Origin of the sequence: Leptolyngbya sp. GB1-A1 (genome assembly GCF_039962475.1) — a bacterium.
Lineage (GTDB): Bacteria > Cyanobacteriota > Cyanobacteriia > Elainellales > Elainellaceae > Leptolyngbya_A.
In genome coordinates this window covers 179446-203760 of the sequence record NZ_JAMPLI010000005.1, presented here as the reverse complement: position 1 = coordinate 203760, position 24315 = coordinate 179446, and the positions used below count along the sequence as shown (strand labels likewise).

At 53.2% G+C, this 24315-nt stretch carries 17 protein-coding genes; 8 read left to right on the top strand and 9 right to left on the bottom strand.

Annotated elements, in window-relative coordinates; all coding sequences use genetic code 11:
- Positions 1–27 precede the first annotated feature (27 nt).
- From NDI45_RS07710 to NDI45_RS07700, 3 genes are all read right to left on the bottom strand, one after another.
- Positions 28–720 (bottom strand): hypothetical protein, encoded by a 693-nt coding sequence (locus tag NDI45_RS07710; protein ID WP_348246948.1) that lies wholly within the window; start codon positions 718–720, stop codon positions 28–30.
- Positions 717–1187, bottom strand: coding sequence for a nitrate reductase associated protein (locus NDI45_RS07705; RefSeq protein ID WP_348246947.1), 471 nt, complete (start codon positions 1185–1187; stop codon positions 717–719). The genes NDI45_RS07710 and NDI45_RS07705 overlap by 4 nt, the downstream gene beginning before the upstream one ends.
- A 130-nt stretch (positions 1188–1317) precedes the next feature.
- Positions 1318–3159, bottom strand: coding sequence for a PPC domain-containing protein (locus NDI45_RS07700; RefSeq protein ID WP_348246946.1), 1842 nt, complete (start codon positions 3157–3159; stop codon positions 1318–1320).
- Between the two features lie 293 nt (positions 3160–3452).
- Between NDI45_RS07700 and NDI45_RS07695 the strand changes: the two genes are divergently transcribed.
- From NDI45_RS07695 to NDI45_RS07685, 3 genes are all read left to right on the top strand, one after another.
- Positions 3453–5099 (top strand): CTP synthase, encoded by a 1647-nt coding sequence (locus NDI45_RS07695; protein WP_190791608.1) that lies wholly within the window; start codon positions 3453–3455, stop codon positions 5097–5099.
- Between the two features lie 191 nt (positions 5100–5290).
- Entirely contained in the window at positions 5291–6535 is a 1245-nt protein-coding gene (locus NDI45_RS07690) for an ABC transporter substrate-binding protein (RefSeq protein ID WP_348246945.1), read from the top strand.
- A gap of 43 nt (positions 6536–6578) precedes the next feature.
- The gene (locus tag NDI45_RS07685; RefSeq protein WP_190789613.1) at positions 6579–7073 is read left to right on the top strand and encodes a glutathione peroxidase; all 495 of its coding nucleotides are present in this window, start codon (positions 6579–6581) and stop codon (positions 7071–7073) included.
- Positions 7074–7127: 54 nt separating this feature from the next.
- Here NDI45_RS07685 and NDI45_RS07680 read toward each other — a convergent pair whose 3' ends face one another.
- Complete coding sequence (locus NDI45_RS07680) at positions 7128–8183, bottom strand: glucokinase (protein WP_348246944.1); 1056 nt, start codon at positions 8181–8183, stop codon at positions 7128–7130.
- A 159-nt stretch (positions 8184–8342) separates the two neighbouring features.
- Here NDI45_RS07680 and NDI45_RS07675 point away from each other — a divergent pair, with 159 nt between their 5' ends.
- Together NDI45_RS07675 and NDI45_RS07670 are read left to right on the top strand one after the other, a co-directional pair.
- Positions 8343–9059, top strand: coding sequence for an N-acetylmannosamine-6-phosphate 2-epimerase (locus tag NDI45_RS07675; protein WP_348246943.1), 717 nt, complete (start codon positions 8343–8345; stop codon positions 9057–9059).
- Between the two features lie 400 nt (positions 9060–9459).
- A complete protein-coding gene (locus tag NDI45_RS07670; protein WP_348246942.1) occupies positions 9460–11946 on the top strand; it encodes an EAL domain-containing protein in 2487 nt (828 codons plus the stop codon).
- A gap of 41 nt (positions 11947–11987) precedes the next feature.
- On the opposite strand, the gene NDI45_RS07665 is transcribed toward NDI45_RS07670, so the two are convergent.
- Together NDI45_RS07665 and ileS are read right to left on the bottom strand one after the other, a co-directional pair.
- Positions 11988–12752 (bottom strand): sirohydrochlorin chelatase, encoded by a 765-nt coding sequence (locus NDI45_RS07665; protein WP_348246941.1) that lies wholly within the window; start codon positions 12750–12752, stop codon positions 11988–11990.
- Between the two features lie 3 nt (positions 12753–12755).
- Positions 12756–15629: an isoleucine--tRNA ligase gene (gene ileS, locus NDI45_RS07660; RefSeq protein ID WP_348247024.1), complete on the bottom strand. Its 2874-nt coding sequence runs from the start codon at positions 15627–15629 to the stop codon at positions 12756–12758.
- Positions 15630–15793: 164 nt separating this feature from the next.
- On the opposite strand from ileS, the gene NDI45_RS07655 reads away from it, so the two are divergent.
- A complete protein-coding gene (locus NDI45_RS07655) occupies positions 15794–17347 on the top strand; it encodes a S8 family peptidase (protein ID WP_348246940.1) in 1554 nt (517 codons plus the stop codon).
- A 218-nt stretch (positions 17348–17565) separates the two neighbouring features.
- Complete coding sequence (locus NDI45_RS07650; RefSeq protein ID WP_348246939.1) at positions 17566–19542, top strand: S8 family serine peptidase; 1977 nt, start codon at positions 17566–17568, stop codon at positions 19540–19542.
- A gap of 60 nt (positions 19543–19602) precedes the next feature.
- Here NDI45_RS07650 and NDI45_RS07645 read toward each other — a convergent pair whose 3' ends face one another.
- Positions 19603–20460, bottom strand: a complete 858-nt coding sequence (locus NDI45_RS07645) for a Ycf66 family protein (RefSeq protein WP_190791814.1) — start codon at positions 20458–20460, stop codon at positions 19603–19605.
- Between the two features lie 233 nt (positions 20461–20693).
- Here NDI45_RS07645 and NDI45_RS07640 point away from each other — a divergent pair, with 233 nt between their 5' ends.
- The gene (locus NDI45_RS07640; RefSeq protein WP_348246938.1) at positions 20694–20906 is read left to right on the top strand and encodes a hypothetical protein; all 213 of its coding nucleotides are present in this window, start codon (positions 20694–20696) and stop codon (positions 20904–20906) included.
- On the opposite strand, the gene NDI45_RS07635 is transcribed toward NDI45_RS07640, so the two are convergent.
- Entirely contained in the window at positions 20891–22510 is a 1620-nt protein-coding gene (locus NDI45_RS07635) for a glycosyltransferase family 39 protein (RefSeq protein WP_348246937.1), read from the bottom strand. The two genes, NDI45_RS07640 and NDI45_RS07635, sit on opposite strands and share 16 nt — an antisense overlap.
- Positions 22507–24297, bottom strand: a complete 1791-nt coding sequence (locus NDI45_RS07630; RefSeq protein ID WP_348246936.1) for a glycosyltransferase family 39 protein — start codon at positions 24295–24297, stop codon at positions 22507–22509. Before NDI45_RS07630 ends, NDI45_RS07635 begins: the two co-directional genes overlap by 4 nt.
- Between the last annotated feature and the right edge of the window lie 18 nt (positions 24298–24315).

Below are 24315 nucleotides of genomic sequence, written 5' to 3'. Positions count from 1 at the left end.
CTTGTTGTGGCTTGTCACTGGGATAGGTTAGTCGGGGAGCCAGGGAAAATATTCCATCAGCGACGCTTTTTCAATAATGAATTGGCAGGGCACATAAGCCCAATATTCGCGCTTCGCCCCGTCGGCAATGTTAACAATTTGAAACAATAGCCGCGCTGTGAATTTGAGTGAGGCTTGGCGTTCACTAAATAGGGCAAACTGTCCGGCATTTGCTTTCTCGACCTGCGCCAGATCGATGATCGCCCCCTTTGCCACCAGCGTTGTGCGATCGTCATTGGGTTTTACCAGATCTTCGGGTGTGAGAACGGCTTGCAGACTGCGACCGGGGGGAATCGTGCTTTTAATTTGCGGTTCAGAGAGGCTATCGGGCGTGAGGTCAGGAATGAGGTGAATGACGCGCCGGACTTTTCCTGCAAAATTTGTCATGGAGCTGCTGTCCCAGTCGATCGCGATCGTTGCTGTAGCAGACTTATTTTGAATAATGCCTGTCACGGTGGCGGGTTGATCTGAAAAGTTATAGCGACCTTTGAAGCTAAAGTTGATGTCGAGAAACTGGCTGAGCGGTGTATCAGCAATTCGCTGTTCGCTGAGCTCCTGGGCTAAAGCTGCTTTATCGAACCGGATGATCGTTTGCTCTTCCAGCGAGTCGATCGCCCTGTAAATCACATAGGCGATGCTAATCAGATAAACCGCCAGAATAATCAGATCGGTCTGGTTCATGACGAAGCCAGGTGAAATTCGCGCAGGGCGGGCAAAAAGTTTTTATTTTCGTGCTGCGATCGACTGAGCTTAATCAGGGCAAATCGCTGGAGTGGCGTTAAACTTGCCCATTGTTCTGGGGCGAGCAGCACTCCCACAGACTCACCTTGAGCTTTCACACTTTCGGGAATTTGCGTCGCGTTTTGCCAGTCGGGATGGGGATCGATCGCCAGATCCGAAGGGGTTTCGCCGGAGTGCGCCTGAACCATCTGCTGGAGATGCGACCGATAGGTCTGAATTTCTGTGGAGGTTTCGCAGGGCAATTCGACCAGTGTTTGGCGATCGGTCTGGGAGAGCTGATTCCAGTGGGGCAGCTTCAATTTCACCCCGCAGGTATCAAGCTTGTAGCGCACACACATGGGAATGCAGCGCAGCGAATCGACAAAATCAGACTCAAACTGGAAAAAGTCGGATATAGAGTCGGGCATGGCGCAGAGCATGAAGAGGGGAATGAAGGGGGATGACAGGTAAGTTTGACGTACTCCCCCCGCTAAATCAAGGGGCTTCTGACACTCCGCTCATTTGCTCATCCACCCCTCAACTCATTTCCTCGTTCCCTCAAACCTCGACCGTGCCCAAGTTCCAATCGACGATCGCCAGTTTCGGGGCTTTGCTATCGTCAAACCAGCTCACCAATTTAGCAAGATCGGTTTTGTTGAGAATACCGATACAGCCTGCCGTTCCGGGCATTCCGACGGGGGCGTTGTTGTCGAGGTGGAAGCCTATGCCAGTGCGTTCTGTAGTAAACAAAGGATTCATCGTGATCCAGACTGGGCCCAAGCCGTCGTTTGGATCTGCCCAACTGCGCGTGTAGTCGCCTTTGGTGCCGCTTGCCCACTCCACAACGCCGAGCGACCAATAGCCTTCGGGCAGCGGTTCCATTGAGCCAGATTTACTGAGTTCCCCTGTGCGGAATGCCTGTCGGCTGCCTACGCCAGAAATCGCAGGCAGTTGATCGACGATCGCCCCGTTTCGCGTCAAAGCCACTTGAAGTTCGACCAAGCCGTTTGCGCTGGTTTTGCTGGTGCGGTTTATTCGCACAACGGACTCGCTTCCGGCAGCGTTGAAGTTGGTTTTCAAGCTGTAATTAATGGTTTGAGTGCCATCGCCTGCGACCTGCAAGAAATAAGTTCCGCGATCGAGATAGCGTCTCACGCTCGCAGATAAATTGGTTTTGGTCGAAAGCACCTCCCCAGCATCGATCGTCCCATTGTTGTTGGCATCGCGGATCAGGCGCATTCCTGTTTGATTGGCGGCTCCGGTTAAGTCTGCGGAAAAGATGCCCGCCTGGGTCAGGTTGAACTGAAATAAGTCATCGCGGTCGGTTGCGGAAACCTGGTCACTGCGGGAAAAGATGGGGGAAGCGATCGTTTCTGCACCGCTTAAACTTCCAGTTACAGAGCTGTTACTGGAGCCATTGCCAGAATTACTGCCGGAACCGTTTGCAAAATCCCCTCCACTGCCATTTCCAGAGCTTGCCACGACTTCAGTAGACATTCCTAGCGAATAGCGCGTCAGTCCTTCATCAAACGCATTCACTTTAACGTAATAGGTTCCAGCACTAAGCTGTTGCCGGATGGATTCGTTGGTGCGTCCGTGTCGGCTTGATTCTGCAATTTCATCTCCGGCTGCATTCAGCAATAGGATATCAGCATCATTACTCAGACGATTCAGCGTGAAATTCACCCTTGCTGTTTCTGTGATATTCACGCGATACATATCTACTGCATCAAAGCTCGAAATGCGGTTGCGATAGGTGCGTTTCATCTGGTTGAGGTTGCCCGCATCCAGAGCCGTTCTCATTGCGTCGCCACCGTCTGCAGTGTTGCCTTTGCCGTTCAGATTGAGCGAGTAGTTGACGCTGGTATTTCCATCAGTGGACACCTGGATGTAATAGGTCCCGGCACTGAGACGCTGATTGATCGACTCACTGCTGAGATTTGCCCGCAGCGATCGACCCAGTTCTTTACTGTCAATATTAAGCAGCCTTAGATCAGCATTGCCCGAAAGCTGACCCAGCTCTAACTTAATCTGGCTGCTGCGCGACAGGTCAAACCGAAAGAAGTGATTTTTGCTGCTGCCGCCCACAGCATCCGACCATTTAAATTGCGTATTGCCGCTCAAGTTTCCTAAATTTGCTGCATTGCTGGTTGCAGTTCCAACCGAAGCGGGTAAACCATTACGGCGGGAAGTATCCACAGGCTCAATATTCAGTCCGCTTTCCAGTCCACCCAGCCGAATAAATCGAAAGCCATTGCTCGATCGTGACTGGGTTCGGTGAGCCGATCGCAAAGATTCCGAATGAAGCGCATCCTGAGCCAGTACCGCAGCAGACGATAAACGAGACGACAAAGACCCTTCGCGCAGCCGGGAAGGTTGAGCAGCAAAATTCGATCGCATATCTTTCTCTGAATTACCTAAGCAGCAAGCAGCACCTCGCTTTCACCAGCCCGGAAATCTCAAAGATTTCGCTCTTAGGAAAGCAAGTCTGCGGTTTGAAAGTAATGACTGGCGATCGAGCAGAGAGTTCCGCTCAGAGTAAATCTCGATCGGGGATAGTTTCGATCGGGGATGGTTTCGATTGAGAAAGAATTCGCTGACCCTAAATCAATGCCCTATGCCAAAATGTATGGGTTATGCATGGCGATCAGCTTCAGCAGCAAGGCTTTAACAGGCGGTAATTCAGCAGACCTATGACGAAATTTGTATTTGTAACGGGCGGAGTCGTTTCGAGCATCGGCAAAGGCATTGTGGCGGCGAGTCTGGGACGCCTCTTGAAGTCACGCGACTACTCGGTGTCGATTTTGAAGCTTGATCCCTATATCAACGTAGACCCCGGCACGATGAGCCCATTTCAGCACGGTGAAGTGTTTGTGACGCGAGACGGCGCAGAAACCGACCTGGATCTGGGACACTACGAGCGATTTACCGATACCTCTATGTCGCGGCTCAACAGCGTGACCACCGGTTCGATCTATCAGGCAGTCATCAACAAAGAGCGGCGCGGTGACTACAATGGCGGCACGGTGCAGGTGATTCCCCACATCACCAACGAGATTAAAGAGCGAGTGATGCGCGTTGCCAACGATACAAATCCTGATGTAGTCATCACAGAAATCGGCGGCACGGTCGGCGATATTGAGTCGCTGCCCTTTTTGGAGGCCATCCGGCAGCTTCGTAAAGAAGTGGGGCGCAAAAATATTCTCTATATTCATGTGACGCTGGTTCCCTGGATTCCGTCAGCGGGTGAGATGAAAACCAAGCCGACTCAGCATTCGGTCAAGGAACTGCGATCGATTGGGATACAGCCCGATATTCTAGTGTGTCGCTGCGATCGTCCCTTGCCGAAGGGATTGAAGGAAAAGATGTCTGAGTTCTGCGATGTGCCTGTGGAGTGCGTGATTACGTCCCCGGATGCCAGCAGCATTTATGAAGTGCCTCTAATTCTGGAACGGGAAGGCTTGGCCCAGCAGGCGATTGATATCCTCCAGCTAGAGCAGCGTCGGCCGGATCTGCGCCAGTGGCAAACGCTGGTCGATCGGCTTCATCATCCCAAGCAGCCGTTTGAGATTGCGATCGTCGGGAAATATGTGCAGCTCAACGATGCCTACCTGTCGGTGAGTGAAGCCCTGCGTCATGCGGCATTGGCATTGGGTGGTGACCTGAATCTGCGCTGGATTAACTCTGAAGAAGTCGATGAAAATTCAGTCGATCGCTTGCTGGGCGGCGTACAGGGCATCTTGGTTCCGGGTGGGTTTGGCTCTCGCGGCATCGACGGCAAAATTACGGCGATTCAGTACGCTCGTGAACACAAGCTTCCGTTCCTTGGTCTTTGCTTGGGAATGCAGTGTTCGGTGATAGAGTGGGCGCGGCATGTGGCAAAGCTGAGTGACGCTAACAGTGCAGAGTTTGATGCCAACTGCCAGAATCCCATCATCAACTTGCTGCCCGAACAGCAGGACGTGGTGGACTTAGGCGGTACGATGCGTCTAGGACTTTACCCCTGCCGAATCACGCCAAATACCTTGACCGCCAAACTCTATGGGCAGGAGGTGGTGTACGAGCGGCATCGGCATCGCTACGAGTTTAACAACACCTATCGGACGCTGTTCCTGGAGTCGGGCTATCAGGTGAGCGGTACGTCGCCCGATGGTCGCTTAGTGGAAATTGTGGAGTTACCGGGGCATCCGTTCTTTGTTGCCACTCAGTTTCACCCAGAGTTTCAGTCGCGCCCCAGCCAACCTCACCCGTTGTTTCAGGGCTTGGTGCAGGCAGCATTGGATCTATTGAAGCCGTCGATCGATCGCGTAGAATCCCTGAGCATGGAAATGACGAGCTAGCATCATTAGAAACAATAAGAAGAAACAATAAAAACCCCCAAACACTGGTGCTGAGGGCTGGAGTTCCTGAAAATCGTCACTGGAAACATCATGGCAAGCGATCGAGAGGGGCACAAGAGGGGCGATACCCTTCATCTAAAAAAAAATGTACCCCTGTATTCCTACGCGGGTAATATTACACAGGCTGCAAAATGCGACTGCTATATCGGCTGCTAATTGTTTGCTTCTGTAGCCTACTGCTGGGTTGCCAGCCTGCCGTTTCGGATGGTGCAATTCATCTGACGCTCTGGCATGGAGTGAATCCGCCGGAAAATCGGGAAGTGCTGCAAAAGTTAGTCGATCGCTTTAACGAAGTCCATCCTGCTATCCAGGTGGAATCGCTTTATGTGGGACAGGGCGACCAGCAGATTCCCAAAATTCTGGCTGCGGTGGTGGGCAATGCGCCGCCTAATCTCTTGTGGTACGCGCCTACTCTAACGGGACAGTTAATTGAGCTAGGGGCGATCGCGCCATTAGACCCTTGGTGGTCGAGCTTTTCAGGTAAAGCGGCAGTTGATCTAGCCCTGCGATCGTCGATGGAATGGGAAGATCATCTGTGGTCAATTCCCTTTAGCACCAATAACATCGGCATTTTCTACCGTCCCAGCCTGTTTGCCGCCGCTGGAATCACCGAACTGCCTCACACCTGGACCGAACTACGTCAGGTTGCCCAAAGGCTGACCGATCCGACAAAGGGAAAATATGGAATGCTGCTGCCTCTGGGCAAAGGCGAATGGACGGTGTTTATGTGGCTCCCTTTTCTCTGGAGCGCAGGCGGCGAAATTCAGCTTGACTCCCTGGCAAGTCCTGCTGCAATTCAGGCTCTCCAGTTCTGGCGAGATTTACTGGACGATCGCACTGCCATTTTGTCACCCCCCGAACGGGGCTATGAGCTAGAAGCGTTTTTGTCTGGCAAAGTCGCGATGCAGCTTACCGGACCCTGGACGCTCCGACCCCTCCAGCAAAGCGGTGTGGATTTTGACGTGATGCCTATTCCAGCCCAAACCACCCCTGCAACCAGCATCGGTGGCGAAAACCTGTTCTTGTTCAAAACGACCCCCGCCGAAGAACAGGCTGCCCTCACGTTCCTGGAATACGTCCTTAGCGAATCGTTTCAGACCGAATGGGCGATCGAAACAGGCTATCTGCCCGTGAATCTTGCCTCCCGCCAAAGCAAGCCCTACCAGAACTTTATTGCCCAGCAGCCCGTCATGCAGGTATTCCTCGACCAGGCACAACATGGACAATCGCGCCCGATCTTTCCCGGCTACAGCCGCTTGTCTGATGCGTTGGGGCGGGCGATCGAGTCGGTGTTACTGGGTAAAGCCACTCCAGAAGAAGCTTTGCGGAGAGCAGAGGAGCGATTGCATCGCCCTATCTTCCAACCAACTTCATGAAGAACTGTAAAATTATAGAGAAGTAATCATCCCAGGGGACGCTATGACTGCTCAAACTTCTCCGTCGATCTACGACTTTTCTGCCACCAGTATCGAGGGCAATCCGATCGCCCTAGAAACCTTCAAAGGCAAAGTGCTGCTGATTGTGAACACTGCTAGCCAGTGTGGATTTACGCCGCAGTACCAGGGGCTTCAGACCCTCCAGAGCAAATTTGCCGATCGGGAGTTTTCAGTGCTGGGGTTTCCGTGCAATCAGTTTGGCGCACAAGAGCCAGGAAGCGCGAATGAGATCCAGTCTTTCTGTGAAACCCGCTATGGCGTTTCCTTTCCGCTCTTTGAAAAAATTGACGTGAACGGCAGCAACGCCCATCCGCTCTACCAGTACCTTACCAAAGCCGCCCCTGGAATTTTAGGAACCGAAGGGATCAAGTGGAACTTTACGAAGTTTCTGATCGATCGCAACGGTAACGTGGTCAAACGCTATCCGCCGACGGCAAAGCCCGAAGACATCGAGAAAGACATCCAAAAGCTGCTCTGATCGACCTGCAATTCGCCTAGCAGTGCTTCTCAACCCATTCAAACTCCAAACTCTTCACAATCGAGCAGCAATCAAAGCGGCTCCCAGCAAGCCAACCTGCTCATTCAAAATCAGGTGAACGGGGATGCGTTCCATTAACGAGCGCATTCTGCCTTTGTCGCACATTGCCTTCAGGAAAATGCCGGACTTCATGAGTTCCAGATTTTTGGCAGCGACTCCGCCTGCAATATAAAGTCCGCCGTAGGGCAGCAGCTTCAGTGCCAGATTGCCTGCTTCTGCGCCGTAGGCGGCAACGAAGAATTCCATCGTTTCCTGGCAAAGCAAATCTCGCTTTTCAGCGGCAGCTTTACCAATCATTGCGCCCGGATCGACCGACTTTTCCGATTTTCCGGCTTCCTGCTCCCAGGTGCGAAAGGCTTGAGCAATGTCCGGCGACTCGATGCTGCCCTGCCGATCGCGCAAAAACTGATAAATTGCCGCAATGCCCATGCCCGAAACAACCCGCTCGACCGAGACGCGACCCAATTCATGCTTGTCGCGCAGATATTTCAGCAGCAAAAACTCCATCTCAGATCGCGGTGCAAAGTCGGCGTGCCCCCCTTCGGTGCCAAACACCTGATACTGGCTACCCTGCCGAATCACAAATCCCTGCCCTAATCCTGTTCCGGCTCCAATGACGGCGATCGGAGCAGCAGGATCGGGTTCTCCGGTTTGCAGGGTCAGAATATCGTCGGGTGCGAGTGCTTCGATTCCGTGTCCGACAGCAGCAAAGTCGTTGAGTAGGCGAATCTGGGCGATCGATAAATCTTGCTGAAGCCGATCGGCACTCAGAATCCAGGACAAATTGGTGAGGGTGCAGGTGTTGGCGACCACCGGACCCGCGATCGAAAAGCAGGCTTTCTGGGGATTGGGTTTCGTGCCGATCGCCGCAGTCGCATTCTCAAAAAAACGGCGTACCAGTGGCGCGAGGTCATCAAACTCTCTGCTGGTAAAGCGTTCAGCATAAAGGGTTTTAAAGGCAACGCCCGTCCGAGCCGAACAGGGTTGAGCCTCCATCAGATACAAAAGGGTTTTAGTGCCGCCTGTATCGCCTGCCAGAATTTGAGTCATGGGTGTGCAAAGGATCGTGAGTAATCAAATGGGTAATCGAATCGATAATCGAATGGGTAATTGACAGAATAATTGACAATAAACAGATTCGCTGTCGAACTGCGACCCTCTAAAGTTTAAAATCTAGTTACATTAAACACCGTTTCTGTGGGTTCCTCCATGTCTGCTGCCTCTGCCGTTCAGTCCCTCGCTGGAGGGCTTGTTGTTTCTTGTCAAGCTCCTGCTGACTCTCCACTCCACGACCCGATCGTGATTGCAGCGATGGCAGAAGCCGCCGTTAATCAAGGGGCGATCGGCGTTCGGATCGATACTCCGGCACATATCAAAGCGGTGCGGCAGCGGGTCACTGTACCCATTATCGGACTCTGGAAACGGCAGATTCCTGGCTATGAGGTGTATATCACGCCTTTGTTTGAGCAGGCTCAAGCAGTGGCAACGGCAGGGGCAGACATTATTGCCATTGATGCTACCCTGCGCGATCGTCCGCAAGGCACAACAGTAGCGGAGTTGATCGATCGCATTCATCAGGAACTTGGCAAAGCTGTGATGGCAGATGTCGATACGCTGGAAGCCGCCCTGGAAGCCGCCGCTGCCGGAGCCGATCTGGTGGGCACAACGCTTTATGGCTACACCTCGGCAACAAAGCATCTAAAGCCGCCGGGGTTTGAGCTACTGAGCCAGATGGTTAACGCGCTCTCGGTTCCGATCGTGTGTGAAGGCGGCATTGCCTCTCCGCAGATGGCACAGGAAGCGTTAAAGCTGGGAGCTTCTGCGCTCGTCGTTGGCACAGCGATTACGGGTGTTGATGCGCTGGTGCAGGTTTATCAGTCCGCGATTGGCAGCCGTTCACCCGAAGAAAAGGCTCTCCGGGAATAGAGCAACGTGCAAATCAATTGCTTCAAAGTTTAGAACCTAAACCTTGAAGCATCAGACGCGCATTCTTACATGAACAAGGAATATTGGTACAAAAAAGGGAACGTTTAATAAGCCAGGCAAAGCCAGTTTTTAAACGATCGCAATTCAGTCTAGGACGAAAGATAGGGAACAATCTTTTATCGGGCTCCTATTGATTTCTTGCTTATAAAGTTCATTCCTGCCTGCTGTCTTTATTAAGCCAGGCCAGGGGTAGAAACCTGAGGGCTGTCTTCTCCCAGCTTAGGGGAGAACCCCTGCATCCCTCTTACAGTAGATTAATGGTAAATATAGAATTCGCTTAGTTTTAATCTTTTAATTCTTTCAAAATCCCTAGGACAAAGTATCGTTGACAGGCATTCCTATGGTTAACGCTGCGATTCAAGTTCTTCTTGTCGAGGACGATGAAGATGACTACATCACTACTCGTAGCTTACTGCTCAATCTTCAAGACAAAGAGTGGGAGTTGGAGTGGGCGCAGACCTATGCCGATGCCCTGACGTACATGATTCAGCGTCGTCATGATATTTATTTGGTCAACTATCAGCTTGATACCCACAATGGGCTACATCTGCTGCAGGAAGCGATCGGCAAAGGCTGTGATGCCCCCATCATTCTGCTGGGAAAAGAGGCTGATCGGGCGATCGGTTTGGCAGCGATGCAGGCAGGCGCGGCGGATTATCTAATTAAGGCAGAGCTAAACGAGTGGGTCATTGAGCGATCGATCTGCTATGCGCTACAGCATCACCGCACCCTGGCTCAACTGCAAGCAACGCTGGCACAAAAAGATCAGCTAGCTCAGGCAATTGCCAGTATCACAACGGGCGTGATGATCACTGATCCCAATCAGCCGGGAAATCCGGTGGTGTTTGTCAATCCTGCCTTTACTGCCCTGACTGGATATTCCAGCGAAGAAGTGTTGGGTACGGGCTGTCACTTTCTTCAGGGAACCGACACCGATCGCACCATTATCAACCAAATCCACATGGCGATCGCTGCACGTCAGTCGATTACCCGCACCCTGGTCAACTACCGCAAAGATGGAACGCCTTTCTGGAACGAACTCAGCATTCATCCAGTGTTTAATGACCAGGGAAAACTGAGTCACTTTATTGGCTTCCAGACCGATGTATCTGCCCGAAAGCTGGCAGAAGCCGCCCTCTCTGAGAGCGAAGAGCGCCACACGCTAGCGATTCAGGGAGCTAACGACGGCATCTGGGACTGGAACCTGCAAACAAAACAGGTCTACTTTTCGCCGCGCTGGAAAGCCCTGCTGGGCTATGAGGAATCCGGCATCAGCGATCGGCTAGAGGAATGGTTCGATCGGGTTCATCCCGAAGACCTGTACTGGCTCAAGCGGCAAATCAAGGCTCATGTGAATGGCGTCACGTCTCATTTTGAGTACGAATACCGAATGCAGCATCAAGACGGTCGCTATCGCTGGATGTTGAGCCGAGGGCTGGCATTGCGCGATGCAGCGGGTCAGGCAACACGCATGGCGGGTTTTCAAACTGATACCACCACCTGGAAGCAAGCCGAGGAAAAGCTGGTTCACGATGCGTTTTACGATACGCTGACGGGTTTACCGAATCGAATGCTGCTTACCGAGCGAATGCGTCATGCGATTCAGCTTGCCCAGCGCAACCCTGACTTGATGTTTGCCGTCCTATTTATTGACCTCGATCGCTTTAAAGTAATCAACGACAGCCTGGGGCACATGCTGGGTGATCAGCTTTTGATTGCGATCGCCAATCGCTTTTTGCAGTGCTTACGTCCGATCGACATGGTGGCTCGGCTGGGGGGCGATGAGTTTGTGGTGCTGCTGGAAGAAGTCAAAGACACTGCCACCGTGATTGCGTTTGCCGATCGCATTCAGAGTGAGCTGGCGCAGTCGTTTGACCTAGAGGGGCATGAAGTCTACACGGCTGTCAGCATTGGAATTGCCTTTAGCACCGTTGGCTACGAGCGACCAGAGGACTTGCTGCGCGACGCAGACACAGCAATGTATCGGGCAAAGGCACAGGGACGGGGACGCTACGAGATTTTTCAGCCAGGAATGCACACGAATGCAATGGCATTGCTTCAGCTCGAAACAGACTTGCGGCGGGCGATCGAGCGACAGGAACTCTGCTTGCACTATCAGCCAATCGTCTCGCTGAGAACCTGCCAGATTGTGGGCGTTGAGGCACTGGTGCGATGGCATCATCCGCAGCGTGGGCTAATTTCTCCCGGTGAGTTTATTCCGCTTGCCGAAGAGACCGGGCTGATTGTACCGATCGGAAGCTGGGTGCTGCGCGAAGCCTGTCAGCAGGTTCACGAATGGCAGTTGCAGAGCCGCCGAGAAGAGTTGCTGATTGTCCATGTCAATTTGTCCGGCAGACACTTTAGCTCCGGGATTGCTGAGGAAGTTCGTCAAGTGCTGCAAGATACCCAGCTTCTGCCGCAGCAGCTCAAGCTAGAGATTACCGAAACGGTGTTGATGGAAAACGCAGAATCGGCGATTAAAACGCTCAACCAGCTGCGACAACTCGGCGTTCAGCTTGCGATCGATGACTTTGGCACAGGCTACTCGTCGCTCAGCTACCTGCACCGCTTACCCATTGATACTTTGAAAATCGATCGCTCCTTTACCAGCAAAATCGATTTTGACGGCGAGCAGTTGGCGATCGTCCGTACCATTATTACCCTTGCTTGGAATGTGGGCATGGAAGTGATTGCAGAAGGCATCGAAACCCCAAAACAGCTTGCCCAACTCCGGGCACTGCACTGTGAATATGGACAGGGCTACTTTTTCGCAAAGCCTTTTGCCTCTTTGCTGACGGGGCTACCAACAATTGAGAACTGTAGCTGATGAAAACTGTAGCCGATCGCCCATGCCTTGAATAGAGCAGATCACCTGATCAAAGTCATTAGAAAATCTGCAAGTGCCTGAGTTGCACCGATCGGTCGTGCTAGTTTAAACCGCACCTCAGGGAACTGCTGGGAAAACCGCTGCACCTGCTGTTCGATCGCATCAGTGATGCCCCCCTCAAACAAAAAGTAGGGCAAAATCTGAATTGCTCGACAGCCCTGTTTGATCTGGCTCATCACTTGGCTTTCTAAATCGGGAGCCACTGACCAGAAAGCAGGCGTTGCCTCAATCTGAGCCGCAATCTCAACGATCGCCTGATTTGCCGCCATGCGCCGACTCCCGTGCGCCAGCAAAATTTTCCCTGCCAGGGATGCGCCAATCTCATCGACGGGATGGATCAGCAGCTTCCAGAAATCCTGGTATTGACCCGCATAGGGCAAAATTTCGATCGCCAGATTCGGCTCTTGCACCGGGTCAAAGCTCTCCCGCAGGGCTAAACGCGCCAGGTTCACTTCTGCCGGAATGTCTTCCATGACGTGAACGCCCGCCAGCAAAAACAGCGGCAGAATTTGCACACGGGTCTTTCCGCGATCGGCGGCAAGCTGGGCAAAGCGAAGAATCTGCTGATGCAGCGGATCGGGAGCAAGTTCAAGCTGACCTGTGCCAATCAGCGACGGAGATGCCGTTCCCCGATCGCCGTCATCAGCCATAAGCTTGACCAGATGATCCAGCGCAATTTGCGGACGCGGATCGCGGCTTCCGTGCGTCACCAGCAGACAGGCGGAGTCAGAGAAATCAAGCTTCACAGGTTAAAACTTGCCATCCAGCGCAGGAATACAGCGTTCGCATAGCAATGAATGCAGCGAAGATTTGCCGACCTGAAGCGAGTAGTTCCAGCAGCGATCGCACTTTTGCCCGTCTGCGTCCGTTACGCCAATCCCTAGCCCGTCGGTCTGCGACTGATATTTCAGCTCTGCCAGCGGTGCGGGTGCCTCCAGCAGTTCCACCTGGGAGGTAATCAGCAGATAGCGCAGTTCGTCTACTCCGTTCCCCAACAGGCTATTGGGTGGGTTCATGCTCCCAAGCGTTTGCCGTAGTTCCAGATCGCCCACATACAGCATCACTTTGGCTTCCAGCGAGGAACCGATCGCCTTATCCGCTCGAGCCTTTTCCAGCACCCGGTTGACTTCATCGCGAATCTGGCGCAACTGTTCCCACTTGTCTGCAAGTTCTGGTCGTTTCCAGGCGTTGTCGATTTGCATCCAGCCGGACTCAAATACCGATTGGTACGGAGTTGGATAGGGAATCGCCTGCCAAATGTCTTCGGCTAAGTGAGATAGAACCGGAGCAATCGATCGGGCGAGGTTTTCCAGGGCGATCGCCAGCACGGTTTGACAGCTTTGGCGACGCGACGAATTGGCTGCGCTGATGTAGAGCCGATCTTTGGCGATGTCCAGATAAAAGTTCGACAAATCGACGACGCAGAAATTCTGCACAGTCTGGAAGAAGCGATAAAACTGATAGGTATCGTAAGCGTCAGTGACTTCGGCGAATACCTCGGTCATGCGGTGCAGCAGATAGCGATCGAGTTCGGGAAGCTGATCGTAAGGAACTGCATCCTTTGCCGGGTTGAAGTCGTGCAGGTTGCCCAGCAAAAACCGCGCGGTGTTGCGGATCTTGCGGTAGACATCCGCCATTTGCTTCAGGATGTTTTTGCTCACCGCCACGTCCGAGGAATAGTCTACCGACGACACCCACAGTCGCAGCACGTCTGCGCCGTAGGGAGGCTCCTCTTTCTGGTTTTTGCCGCCCTCGATCACGATCGCCGGATCGATGACATTCCCCAGCGATTTGCTCATTTTGCGTCCCTGCTCATCGAGCGTAAAGCCGTGGGTCAGGACGGTTTTATAGGGCGCGGTGCCATTCACTGCCACGCTCGTCAGCAAACTGGACTGGAACCAGCCTCGGTGCTGGTCAGAGCCTTCCAGGTAGATATCTACTGGGTAGCCTAGTCCTCGCGCTTTTGCCACTGCCGCCCAGGAGGAGCCGGAGTCGAACCAGACATCCATTGTGTCCATCCCTTTGCGGTAGGTGCGTCCGTTGTTGCGGTACGCTTGCGGCAATAGCTCCTCGATCGGCAGTTCCCACCAGGCATCCGAGCCTTTTTCGGCGAAGATCTTCTGGATGTAGTCGATCGTCTCCGCGTTCAATAACGGCTCATTGGTTTCCTCGTCATAGAACACCGGAATCGGTACGCCCCAGCTTCTTTGCCGCGAGATACACCAGTCCGATCGCTCCGAGACCATTGCTGTGATGCGGTTTTCGCCCTGTTCGGGAATCCATTTGACTTCGGCGATCGATCGCATTGCCTCTTCACGGAAGCCGTCTACCGAAGCGAACCACTGTTCCGTAGCGCGATAAATCACGGGCTTTTTGGTGCGCCAGTCGTAGGGATAGCGGTGGGCATAGGTTTCTTCTTTCAGCAGCGCATGGGCATCGCTCAATGCCTGGATAATGGCTTCATTTGCGTCTTTCAGAACATTGAGTCCCTGAAACTGTCCCGCTTCGGCGGTAAAGTTACCGACATCATCGACCGGAGACAGCACAGGCAGACTATATCGCTGACCCACGATAAAGTCATCCATTCCGTGACCGGGAGCCGTATGCACCAACCCTGTACCCGATTCCGTCGTGATGTAGTCGCCGCCGACCACGATCGGACTGGTGCGATCGAACAAAGGATGCTGATAGCTAGAAAACTCTAGAGCTTTGCCGCTCAAAGTCGCCTTCACCGTCAGTTCGGTTTCAAACAGCTTCGAGAGGCGTTCGACCAGTTCGGTCGCGACGATCAGATATTTCACGGGCAATTTGTCATCGGCAGCTTCGACGATCGAATATTTCAGATCGCCATTCACCGCGACTGCCAGGTTCGCCGGAATTGTCCAGGGCGTCGTCGTCCAGACTGCCACACCCAACTGCGGCAAATAGGGTGCAAATTCTGCTGCGCTGTCCGCCAGGCTAACGACGCGAAACGCTGCATAAACGCTGCGCGACGTGTGACCTTCGGGATATTCCAGCTCCGCTTCTGCCAGTGCTGTCTGAGAACTCGGACTCCAGTACACCGGCTTCAAGCCCCGGTAGATGTAGCCCTTGAGTGCCATTTGTCCAAATACACTAATCTGCGCTGCTTCATAGTCGGGCGTCAGCGTCAGATAGGGATGCTCCCAGTCTCCCCACACACCGTAACGCTGGAAGCCTTTTGCCTGCGCTTGCTGCTGCTCAATCGCCCAGGTTTTTGCCCGCTTGCGAAGTTCGATCGGGGTGAGGTGCGATCGAACTTCGGGCTTCATCGCTTGCAGCACTTTCAGTTCGATCGGTAGCCCGTGGCAGTCCCAGCCGGGAACGTAGCGCACCTTGCGACCGCGCAAAAGCTGATATTTATTAATCGTGTCTTTCAGAATCTTATTGAGCGCGTGCCCGATGTGGAGCGAGCCGTTTGCATAAGGAGGACCGTCGTGCAGAATGAAGGGTTCGCCCGGATTGCGCTCTGACAGCGTTTCGTAAATTTGATGCTCTGCCCAAAACTGCTGAAGTTCGGGTTCGCGCTTGGTGGCGTTTGCCCGCATATCAAATTTTGTTTGCGGCAAATTAACCGTGTCTTTGTAGCTTCCGGGTTCTGTCACTGTCACAGCAAATTCTGAGTAATGCGATAGGGATAGTCACGATTGTATCGAATCATGCTCGATCGCGGCTGGTTTTGGGCATGGTGAGTCTGTCACCAAGTAAGTTAATTTAGATTCGGTCTCTTGCTCCCGGCATATTCTGCGGTTTTATGCTGCCTTTTTTTATGCTTCCTTTTAAAGGCTCTAACGATTGCTTCCCAGTCTCCCAAAGGGGTAGTCGTCCCTTTCCAAATCTTTCAGCCCCGTCTGCTACTTTTCCCCAGACTGCTTTCCAGGAATCGTTCCAGGCTCCTGCTCAAGCTGTGCCCCTGGCTCGTACTCAGCGACGGGCAACCCAACAGCGCATCTCCTCGTCGGGGAAAGCGAATTCCTTGCGATCGGCTCAGCGACTCCGGGGCGTTCTAAAGCAGGGCGATCGATTTAGCTTTGGGCTGTCATCGTTTATTGACGAATACGAACTACGCGGCATTCAGCCCGGACAACAAATTGAAATTAATCTTAAATCAAACCAGTTTGATGCCTATCTCGAACTGCGGGACGTTCGTTCTGGACGGGCATTGCTGTATGGCGAAAGCATCGATGCCTTTAACTCCGATGCGCGGCTGGTATTTACGGCTCAGCCTGGAGTGCGTTATCGGGTGCGCGTCAGTGTGTCTCCAAACCCCATTTCCGGATCGCAGGGCGAAGGACGATACAGCCTGCGAACCCAGAAGATTTCACCTGTTTCCGGTTTTAACTTTTTCTATGGCTACGGCTTAGTGAATGCAGCGGCGGCAGTGGCTCAAGCCATTGGGCAACCCGTGCCGATCGCCAAACCCACAAACAGCCCGAACTGGGGCACCAATGCGATCGGGGCAGCCGCACCCTGGGCAAAAGGTTTTGAAGGACAGGATGTGGTAGTGGCAGTGCTGGATACCGGAGTCGATTATCAGCATCCAGAGCTGGCGCAAAACCTGTGGAGAAATGCAAACGAGATTCCCGCAAACGGGATCGATGACGACCAAAATGGCTTTATTGATGATGTCAACGGCTGGGATTTTGCCGCCCAGGACAATGACCCAAACGACTCTGATGGTCACGGAACTGCCGTTGCCGGAATTATTGCCGCTTCATCAACTGCTCAGGCAAAAGGCACTGCATCCCGTGCTCGCCTTATGCCCGTACGCGTCCTGAGCGACAACGAAGAAACTGAAGACAGTGACGCAGTCGCCCAAGGCATTCGCTACGCCATCCGCAACGGGGCAAAGGTAATCAACATGAGCCTTAGCTCTTCACAAGGCAGCTCACTGTTCCAGCCATTGTCCGAAAATATCGCTGCCCTGCAAGAAGCGGCTCAAGCAGGCGTGACCGTGATTTTTGCAGCCGGAAACGATCGCCAAACCTACGGCGCACTGCGTCCCCTGGAGCCTGCATACACTGCCCTTCAGGGATTGGGCATTGCCGTTGGCGCAATCGATCGAAACCGCCAGCTCGCAGATTTCTCGAATCCCGCAGGCAATCGCCGCATGCCCTTTGTGGTGGCTCCCGGTGTTGATATCTTCTCAACCGATCGCGGCAACAGTCACCGTTCAGATAATAGCGGCACGTCCTTTGCAGCTCCCTTTGTTTCTGGTATCGCCGCCCTGATGCTGAGCGCAAATCCCACCCTCACCCCCGCCCAAATCGCCAGCATCCTCACGACAACCGCCACAACCCAGGGGCTTAACCTCTCTCTGTAGGAGTTTGGAAGAGAGTGAGGGAGCCGAAGGAGCTTAGGAAGAAGGAGCTTAGAAAATTGAAGGGAGTTGAAGCAAGCCCTACCCCTGGCTCTCCTGGCTCTCCTGCCCCACCTCGCTCCCTCATCTCCCCCAATCACAAACTTTCCTCAACTTCCCCCCCTTCCCCCTTAGAATTAACCAGGCATGAAGAGCCGCCCGCGATCGGCAAAGCAGGAAACATGGTTGGAAGAATTACGAGTGAGGGCGATCGGGCGATGCGCTCTGATGTTGCCCGTCGGCTTTTTGGGTTAACCGGGAAAGGAATCACGATCGGCATTATTTCCGACAGCTTTAATGTCCTGGGAGGTGCAGGAAGAGATGTGCGAGGCGGTGACTTACCGGGAAAGGGCAATCCGTTTGGCTTGAGGCAGCGCGTGAAAGTGTTGAGAGAGGATCAAGCGGGCATCGACGAAGGGCGGGCGATGGCGCAGATTGTGCACGACGTTGCGCCGGGGGCAAAGCTGCTGTTTCATCGATCGGGCGCAACCGAAACCGAATTTGCAGGCGCGATTCGACGGCTGGCACAGGCAGGAGCCGATGTAATCGTAGACGATATTGGCTATTCGACTGCGCTATTGTTGCAAGACGGCATTGCGGCTCAAGCGGTGGATGAGGTGGCAGGTCAGGGAGTGCTGTATTTTTCTGCCGCAGGTAACGATGGCAACCGATCGTATGAAAGTCCTTTTATTCCCAGCAGCACATTTGACTTTCGCGGCACAACCTATACGGCTCATGATTTTGCGGCTGGGACTCCTGCCACAGCGGAACCAGATTTGTTTCAAGACATTAAAATTCCTGGCTTTAATCCAATCGGGCTGTTGTTGAACTGGGATCAGCCTGCCGGACGAATCAGCTCCGATATCGAACTCTTTTTGCTCGATCGCCCTGTCCCTCCCGGTCAGGGTTCCAGCATTCTGGCACAGGGCGTTCTGCCTACCTTGGGACTGATAGATCCTGCGCTGCAAAACAATCCGGGAAAGCTGCTGGTCTATCAAAATCAGCAGTCGATGCCCCAAACGGTTTACCTGATGCTTGCCCTCCGCACGTCTGCCAGTTTGCCCTTTCCGTCTTTGATGAAGTGGATCAGCGTTGCGAACGGGGGAGACAGCGACACCGCTTACCAGTACGTCAACGATCAGCCAAACGCAGCCGGAGGATCAACCGTTTATGGACACCCGAATGCGGCAGGTGCGATCGCCGTTGGTTCTGCCTTTTATCGCCGGACACCTGAATTTGGGGTGAATCCTCCCCTGTTAGACAAGGACTCAAGCCGGGGGGGGTCGCCAATTGTGCTGAGTCCGGCAGGCGATCGATTGCCCGCAAGCCAGGCGCGGCTCAAACCAGAAATTGTGGGCCCAAACGGGGTTTCAACGACTGTATTTGGGTTTGCGCCCTTTTTCGGTACTTCGGCGGCAGCTCCCCATCTGGCGGCAGTCGCGGCACTGATGCTGCAACGCGCCGGGGGCAGAAAGAGCCTGACCCTATCTCGAACCATTACAGACCTGCAACAAACGGCAATCCAGATCGCTGCGGTTCCGGGTCTGAATCCACAAGTGGGCTTTGTACAGGCAGAAGCGGCAGTGCTGAGCGCGTTTCAGTTTCGACAGGCTGGCTCAACCCGATCGGACACCCTGCAAGGCACAATTCAGGCAGATAATTTGCTCGGATTAGAGGGAGCTGACCGACTGTTGGGCAACAAGGGGTTTGATTGGCTTAATGGCAATGCGGGAGCCGATCGCCTGCGAGGGCAGCAGGGCAATGATCTTTTGACCGGGGGCACAGGAGCCGATCGCTTGGAAGGTGGAGCAGGCAACGATACGCTTATTGGCGGCATGAGTCGGGATGTTTTGCTGGGCGGCAGAGGAGCTGATCTGCTGTGGGGTGGCGCAGGTTGCAATCGCCTAATCGATGGGCAGGGCAAAAATACTTTTGTGCTGAGTCGAGGCGGATTTGCCAGAATTACCGACTTCCAGCCGGGACGCGATCGTCTGGGGCTAGCCGACATTCCCTTTGCCCGTCTGACGATTCGCCAGCAGGAACAGGACAGCCTGATTCAGCTCGGACGCAAAACGCTGGCAAGCCTGGAGGAGATCGACGCGACGCTCCTGATCCGAAAGACTTTCCTGGCGGTAAATTTGCCAGAAGCGATCGGGTAATTTCTTTTGGGAAATGCTTTGAAATTCCTTATTTTGAGATTCCTAACAAAGCCGATTTGATCAATCGAGATCAGGTCTACGAATGGCATCAAACGATCGCCGAGGTCGCTTGACTGCATCGGGAATCGATTCGATCGAGCCGTCGATTGTTTCCATTTCCGGGTCGCTGTCAAAGTCCAGATCGCTCCATTCGGCAGCCAGCTCAGGCTGGGGAGAGCTATCGACTTCGATCCGAACAGTGGCGATTTCGGGAGAGCTGGAATTTCTGTCTCTGCTAGAATCCATGTCTTTAGAGGGGGAACTGACAGGGAAGCTACTTTGAGGAGGAAAGACCGTCTGGGGAGGAAAGACAGAGGGCTGAACCGCTGCGGCAGGAGAAGAGGAAGACGGAGCGGAATTTTGGGGAGGCTGAATGGTTTCGCTGACTGTTGTACTCATCAGAGCCCCAATCCAGATTCGTAGCCGATCGAGGGCAGAGACCGTATTTTCAACCAGGCGATCGAGGTTGACTAGAACCGAGGAAGGCTCGGAATTTTGGCGCAGCCGCAACCGATACTGAGCAATTCGCGCTTTGATCACATCCGCCGGGGCAATTGGAGAAGCAGAACTGGGCGATAAGCTATTGCTTGGATGAGAAGGTTTTGCCTGTCCTGAAGTTTCTATTCTTGAAGTTTCGACCAGGCGCAGCTTCAGGGTTTGCCAGCCAAACCAGCCGATCAGAGAAACGCTAGCAACCTGCCCCAGCAGCACCCCGCCTGTCATTCGTCCTGCACACACCCACAGCACCAGCCCGTAAAACAGCCCTACACCGCTCCAGATCAGGTCGTATTTGCGATGGACTTCCGGCAGCAAGAAAGCAGCGAGATACAAACTCAGGCTTCCCAAAGCGACTGCGATCGCCAGAATATAGGCAAGCATTTTTTTCTCCGATTTCAGGCACTCTCCGATCGAGCTTACTCTACCGTACTTGCTTTGTGCTTGTCCTGCTTATCGCAAATCACCCTGATGAGCCACCGCTCTGGAGGAAGACTGCTTTACAAAAAATCATGTATTACATTACATTAATAAATCTATCTATTTCGGTTTTGATTCAGTCTGTGCTGTTGTTATCTCTACAACTTTCAGCTTAACCTCACCTGATTGATTGAGCTATGCTATTTTTCACTGCTCTCTGTATTACCGTCGGAGCCGCGCTTCTGTCCGACCGGGTAGTTCACAGCTTTCCTGAAGTTGCTGTTGGCTGCCTCTCGATCGCTCTTTTGGCACTGGTGATCACGCTTGTTTCTGCTCCCTGGCAAGTTCAGCTTTTGCTAGCGGTTGCGGCGATCGTGTCTTACCGTTCGCTCAATCAGATCAGCGGATAGGCGCAGCGTTGATTCGCTTTGGCGGGCTGAACTTGCCAGAGGGAAAGACTCATTTCAGTTGGCACAAGCGGCTGAGGCTGGTAGCGATTCCTGAGCAGAATGCCCTGCTGCTGAAAAAGTTGCTTTAAAGGCGCAGACGGGTTAAACAAAAACGTGGTTTGACAGGAATTTGCCCAGTTTAAGACGGTCTCAGCAGGCGCGATTCGTATCTGAACTTCGGGCTTGAGCAAATGGCTGATCGATAGCAGATCCATCACTTGGGACGCTTCTGCCAGCAAGAGGGGCGCATTTGCCTGGTTGATCACTGCTGCGATCGCTGGATTGCTGAGACTGCGCGTTTTGTGATAGCGGGAGGGCTGCTGAAGCTGAAACAAACATGAACAAATGCTGATCGCAATTAACCCCACTAAAACACCCGACCAGAATCGCTGTCGGAACGGATGCTTGAATAAGTCAGGAATGCGATCGGACAGGAAAAAGGCGATCGTTAGCAGAACGCCCAGAAGCACGGGCATCATATAGCGCGGAGCCGTCGAAAGCCGCCCGTTTGCGAATAAATCAAACACAATGAGAGGAACGGGAAGGGCAGCCCAAAAGACCACGACAAACAGCCAGACTTCTCGAGGCGTTTTTTGAATTAGCTCTCGTAGCGCAAAGCCCATTAGCCCTACGAGGATAGCAGCGATCGTTACCTGGGCCATTCCTACAATCGGTGGATTGAGCACGACAGGAACATCAAAAAATAGCACTGCCAGCGTATAAATCCAGGTTGCGAGCATTGGCAGCAGTCCCAACGGCAGCCGCGTCCAGGTAGTGTTGTCGTGTAGGGTGGTCAACTGGGAAAGGATCACCCCGATCCAGGGAGAAAATAGCAGCACTGCCCCGATCGCCGCTCTAATCCACCAAAGTCGTTGCTTGCCCCAGCAGAGGGAAACATAAATTCCCTGTCCGCCCAACACCAGCAGCGACAGCAGCGATGTATAAAGTCCGATCGCAGCAGCGACAGCATACAGCAGCCAATCTTGACGCTGTTGCGTTCGCACTGCCCTTAGTAACGTCGCTCCCATCAAGAGCAGCGTCAAACTCCACAAGCTATAGGGACGCGCTTCCTGAGCATACGCCACAAAAAACGGCGACACCGACAGCAGCATCACTCCGATCCAACTCGTGCGACGCGAATGAAACAGCTCTTCGCACAGCCAGAACAGCGCCGGCAGAGACAGCAGACTGAACAACACCGAGAGCGATCGAATCTGAGCAATGCCATTGCCGGTCAGCTGAAGCCAGAACCGGGCGAGGAGGAAGTACAGAGGAGCGTGTTCAGGGCTATGGTAAAGAGCGGCAAGGGTGGCAGACCAGGGAAGGGCAGGATGAAGCTGTTGGACATCCAGGAGGTGCTGCACGGTAAGCAGTTGTCCGGTGGCAAGCTGCTGGGTGAGCAGTGCTTTGGTGGTTCCGGCAATGCGAATCGAGGTGGCAACTTCATCCACCCAGTACACTTTGGCTTCCAGATGAATGAACCGAAAAAAGATGCCCAGCAGCACGGGAAGGGCAAGTAGCCAAATCCACGATCGATTCAATTTCCAATTCACGTTCGGACTCATTGTGCCGTTCCCTGCTCACACCCACTGCCGTTCTGCTGAGTTTGCCCGTTTTGAACCTGTTTGTTTTGAACCTGTTTGTTTTGGAGCTGCCACAGCGATAAGTGAATATCTTCCGGGGTCAGCAGTTCCGGTTGATAGATTTCCTTTAGCGTGAATGGTGTGTTATTGCTCAGGCGATCGACCAAACCTGGGGTGGGATTAAACAAAAAATTAGTGTTACAGAAATTGAGCGAAATATCTGAATCAATGGAAGGAAAGATTTGCAGTGTGGCTGGTCGCAAACTGTGACTGAGTGACAGCAAATTCATTGTATTTGCCGCCTCACTCAGGATGAATGGACGATTCGCCTGATTGATAATGGCAGAGATCGGCAGATTAAACCGATTATGCGCCTTTTGATAATCTGGAATCCGATTCAGATTCGATATGCAAGACATCAAACAGAATCCAATCAGCAAGATAAAGATGAACGGCTTGAGAGAACGTCGCGATCGATTGACAACAATTCCAGCGTGATTTTTTTTCCAACCCTGAAAGGAACCGTTCAGCCAATGACTCATCACAAACAAAACCACAAGCTGAAGCGGCAAAAGATAGCGCGGCGTTGCCGAAGCCTGCCCCTGCGAAATCAAATCAATGAACAACAGGACGATCGGAATCGGCAGCGCAAAAGTCAGCAAAAATAGCCGGGTCGATTTTGATGATCTGCGAAGCGAATTAAGTGCAATCCCAATCAACGCCAAAATAAATAGTGCAGTGAATGCTTTGGCGATCGTTTCAACACTCAGCGACACCGACACAGGCAAATCAAAAAAGAGAACCACAACGCTATAAAGCCAGATTGCCAGCATTGCGATCGGTGACAAAGGAATTCGTGCCCAGGTGGTATTGTCTTGAAGCATTGTCCACTGCTGCAAAATCACAATTATCCAGGGGCTAAACAGCAGCACTGCAACACCCGCAGCCCTGATCCATTGCTGCAAAATTCCTGAGTCTTGTTGCCGTCTCAGTGCGACATAAATTCCCTGTCCGCCCAACACCAGCAGCGACAGCAGCGATGTATAAAGTCCGATCGCAGCAGCGACAGCATACAGCAGCCAATCTTGACGCTGTTGCGTTCGCACTGCCCTTAGTAACGTCGCTCCCATCAAGAGCAGCGTCAAACTCCACAAGCTATAGGGACGCGCTTCCTGAGCATACGCCACAAAAAACGGCGACACCGACAGCAGCATCACTCCGATCCAACTCGTGCGACGCGAATGAAACAGCTCTTCGCACAGCCAGAACAGCGCCGGCAGAGACAGCAGACTGAACAACACCGAGAGCGATCGAATCTGAGCAATGCCATTGCCGGTCAGCTGAAGCCAGAACCGGGCGAGGAGGAAGTACAGAGGAGCGTGTTCAGGGCTATGGTAAAGAGCGGCAAGGGTGGCAGACCAGGGAAGGGCAGGATGAAGCTGTTGGACATCCAGGAGGTGCTGCACGGTAAGCAGTTGTCCGGTGGCAAGCTGCTGGGTGAGCAGTGCTTTGGTGGTTCCGGCAATGCGAATCGAGGTGGCAACTTCATCCACCCAGTACACTTTGGCTTCCAGGTTTGCCCACCGAAAAGAAACGCCGAGTATCAGCACAACGAGCAGCCCGATTACCCCAAAGGGGGAACTGCTTCGCATTGCTTCTGCAATCCAAATTCCTTGTTGTTTCTTTTTCTGCTGCAACCGATCGTCCCCGGCAGGAAACTGCTTTGCATCGCCCATAACCCTTGCTCGATCGCGAACTTTGACACCCACTCCTGAGGAGGTACTTTA

Excerpts from the sequence above, each read along its gene's own strand:
- NDI45_RS07705 (WP_348246947.1), bottom strand. The coding sequence starts at position 1,187 with ATGCCCGACTCTATATCCGACTTTTTCCAGTTTGAGTCTGATTTTGTC.
- NDI45_RS07695 (WP_190791608.1), top strand. The coding sequence starts at position 3,453 with ATGACGAAATTTGTATTTGTAACGGGCGGAGTCGTTTCGAGCATCGGC.
- NDI45_RS07650 (WP_348246939.1), top strand. The coding sequence starts at position 17,566 with ATGGTTGGAAGAATTACGAGTGAGGGCGATCGGGCGATGCGCTCTGAT.
- NDI45_RS07670 (WP_348246942.1), top strand. The coding sequence starts at position 9,460 with ATGGTTAACGCTGCGATTCAAGTTCTTCTTGTCGAGGACGATGAAGAT.
- NDI45_RS07690 (WP_348246945.1), top strand. The coding sequence starts at position 5,291 with ATGCGACTGCTATATCGGCTGCTAATTGTTTGCTTCTGTAGCCTACTG.
- NDI45_RS07645 (WP_190791814.1), bottom strand. The coding sequence starts at position 20,460 with ATGCTTGCCTATATTCTGGCGATCGCAGTCGCTTTGGGAAGCCTGAGT.
- NDI45_RS07685 (WP_190789613.1), top strand. The coding sequence starts at position 6,579 with ATGACTGCTCAAACTTCTCCGTCGATCTACGACTTTTCTGCCACCAGT.
- NDI45_RS07675 (WP_348246943.1), top strand. The coding sequence starts at position 8,343 with ATGTCTGCTGCCTCTGCCGTTCAGTCCCTCGCTGGAGGGCTTGTTGTT.
- NDI45_RS07680 (WP_348246944.1), bottom strand. The coding sequence starts at position 8,183 with ATGACTCAAATTCTGGCAGGCGATACAGGCGGCACTAAAACCCTTTTG.
- NDI45_RS07710 (WP_348246948.1), bottom strand. The coding sequence starts at position 720 with ATGAACCAGACCGATCTGATTATTCTGGCGGTTTATCTGATTAGCATC.
- NDI45_RS07655 (WP_348246940.1), top strand. The coding sequence starts at position 15,794 with ATGCTTCCTTTTAAAGGCTCTAACGATTGCTTCCCAGTCTCCCAAAGG.
- NDI45_RS07640 (WP_348246938.1), top strand. The coding sequence starts at position 20,694 with ATGCTATTTTTCACTGCTCTCTGTATTACCGTCGGAGCCGCGCTTCTG.
- NDI45_RS07700 (WP_348246946.1), bottom strand. The coding sequence starts at position 3,159 with ATGCGATCGAATTTTGCTGCTCAACCTTCCCGGCTGCGCGAAGGGTCT.
- NDI45_RS07635 (WP_348246937.1), bottom strand. The coding sequence starts at position 22,510 with ATGAGTCCGAACGTGAATTGGAAATTGAATCGATCGTGGATTTGGCTA.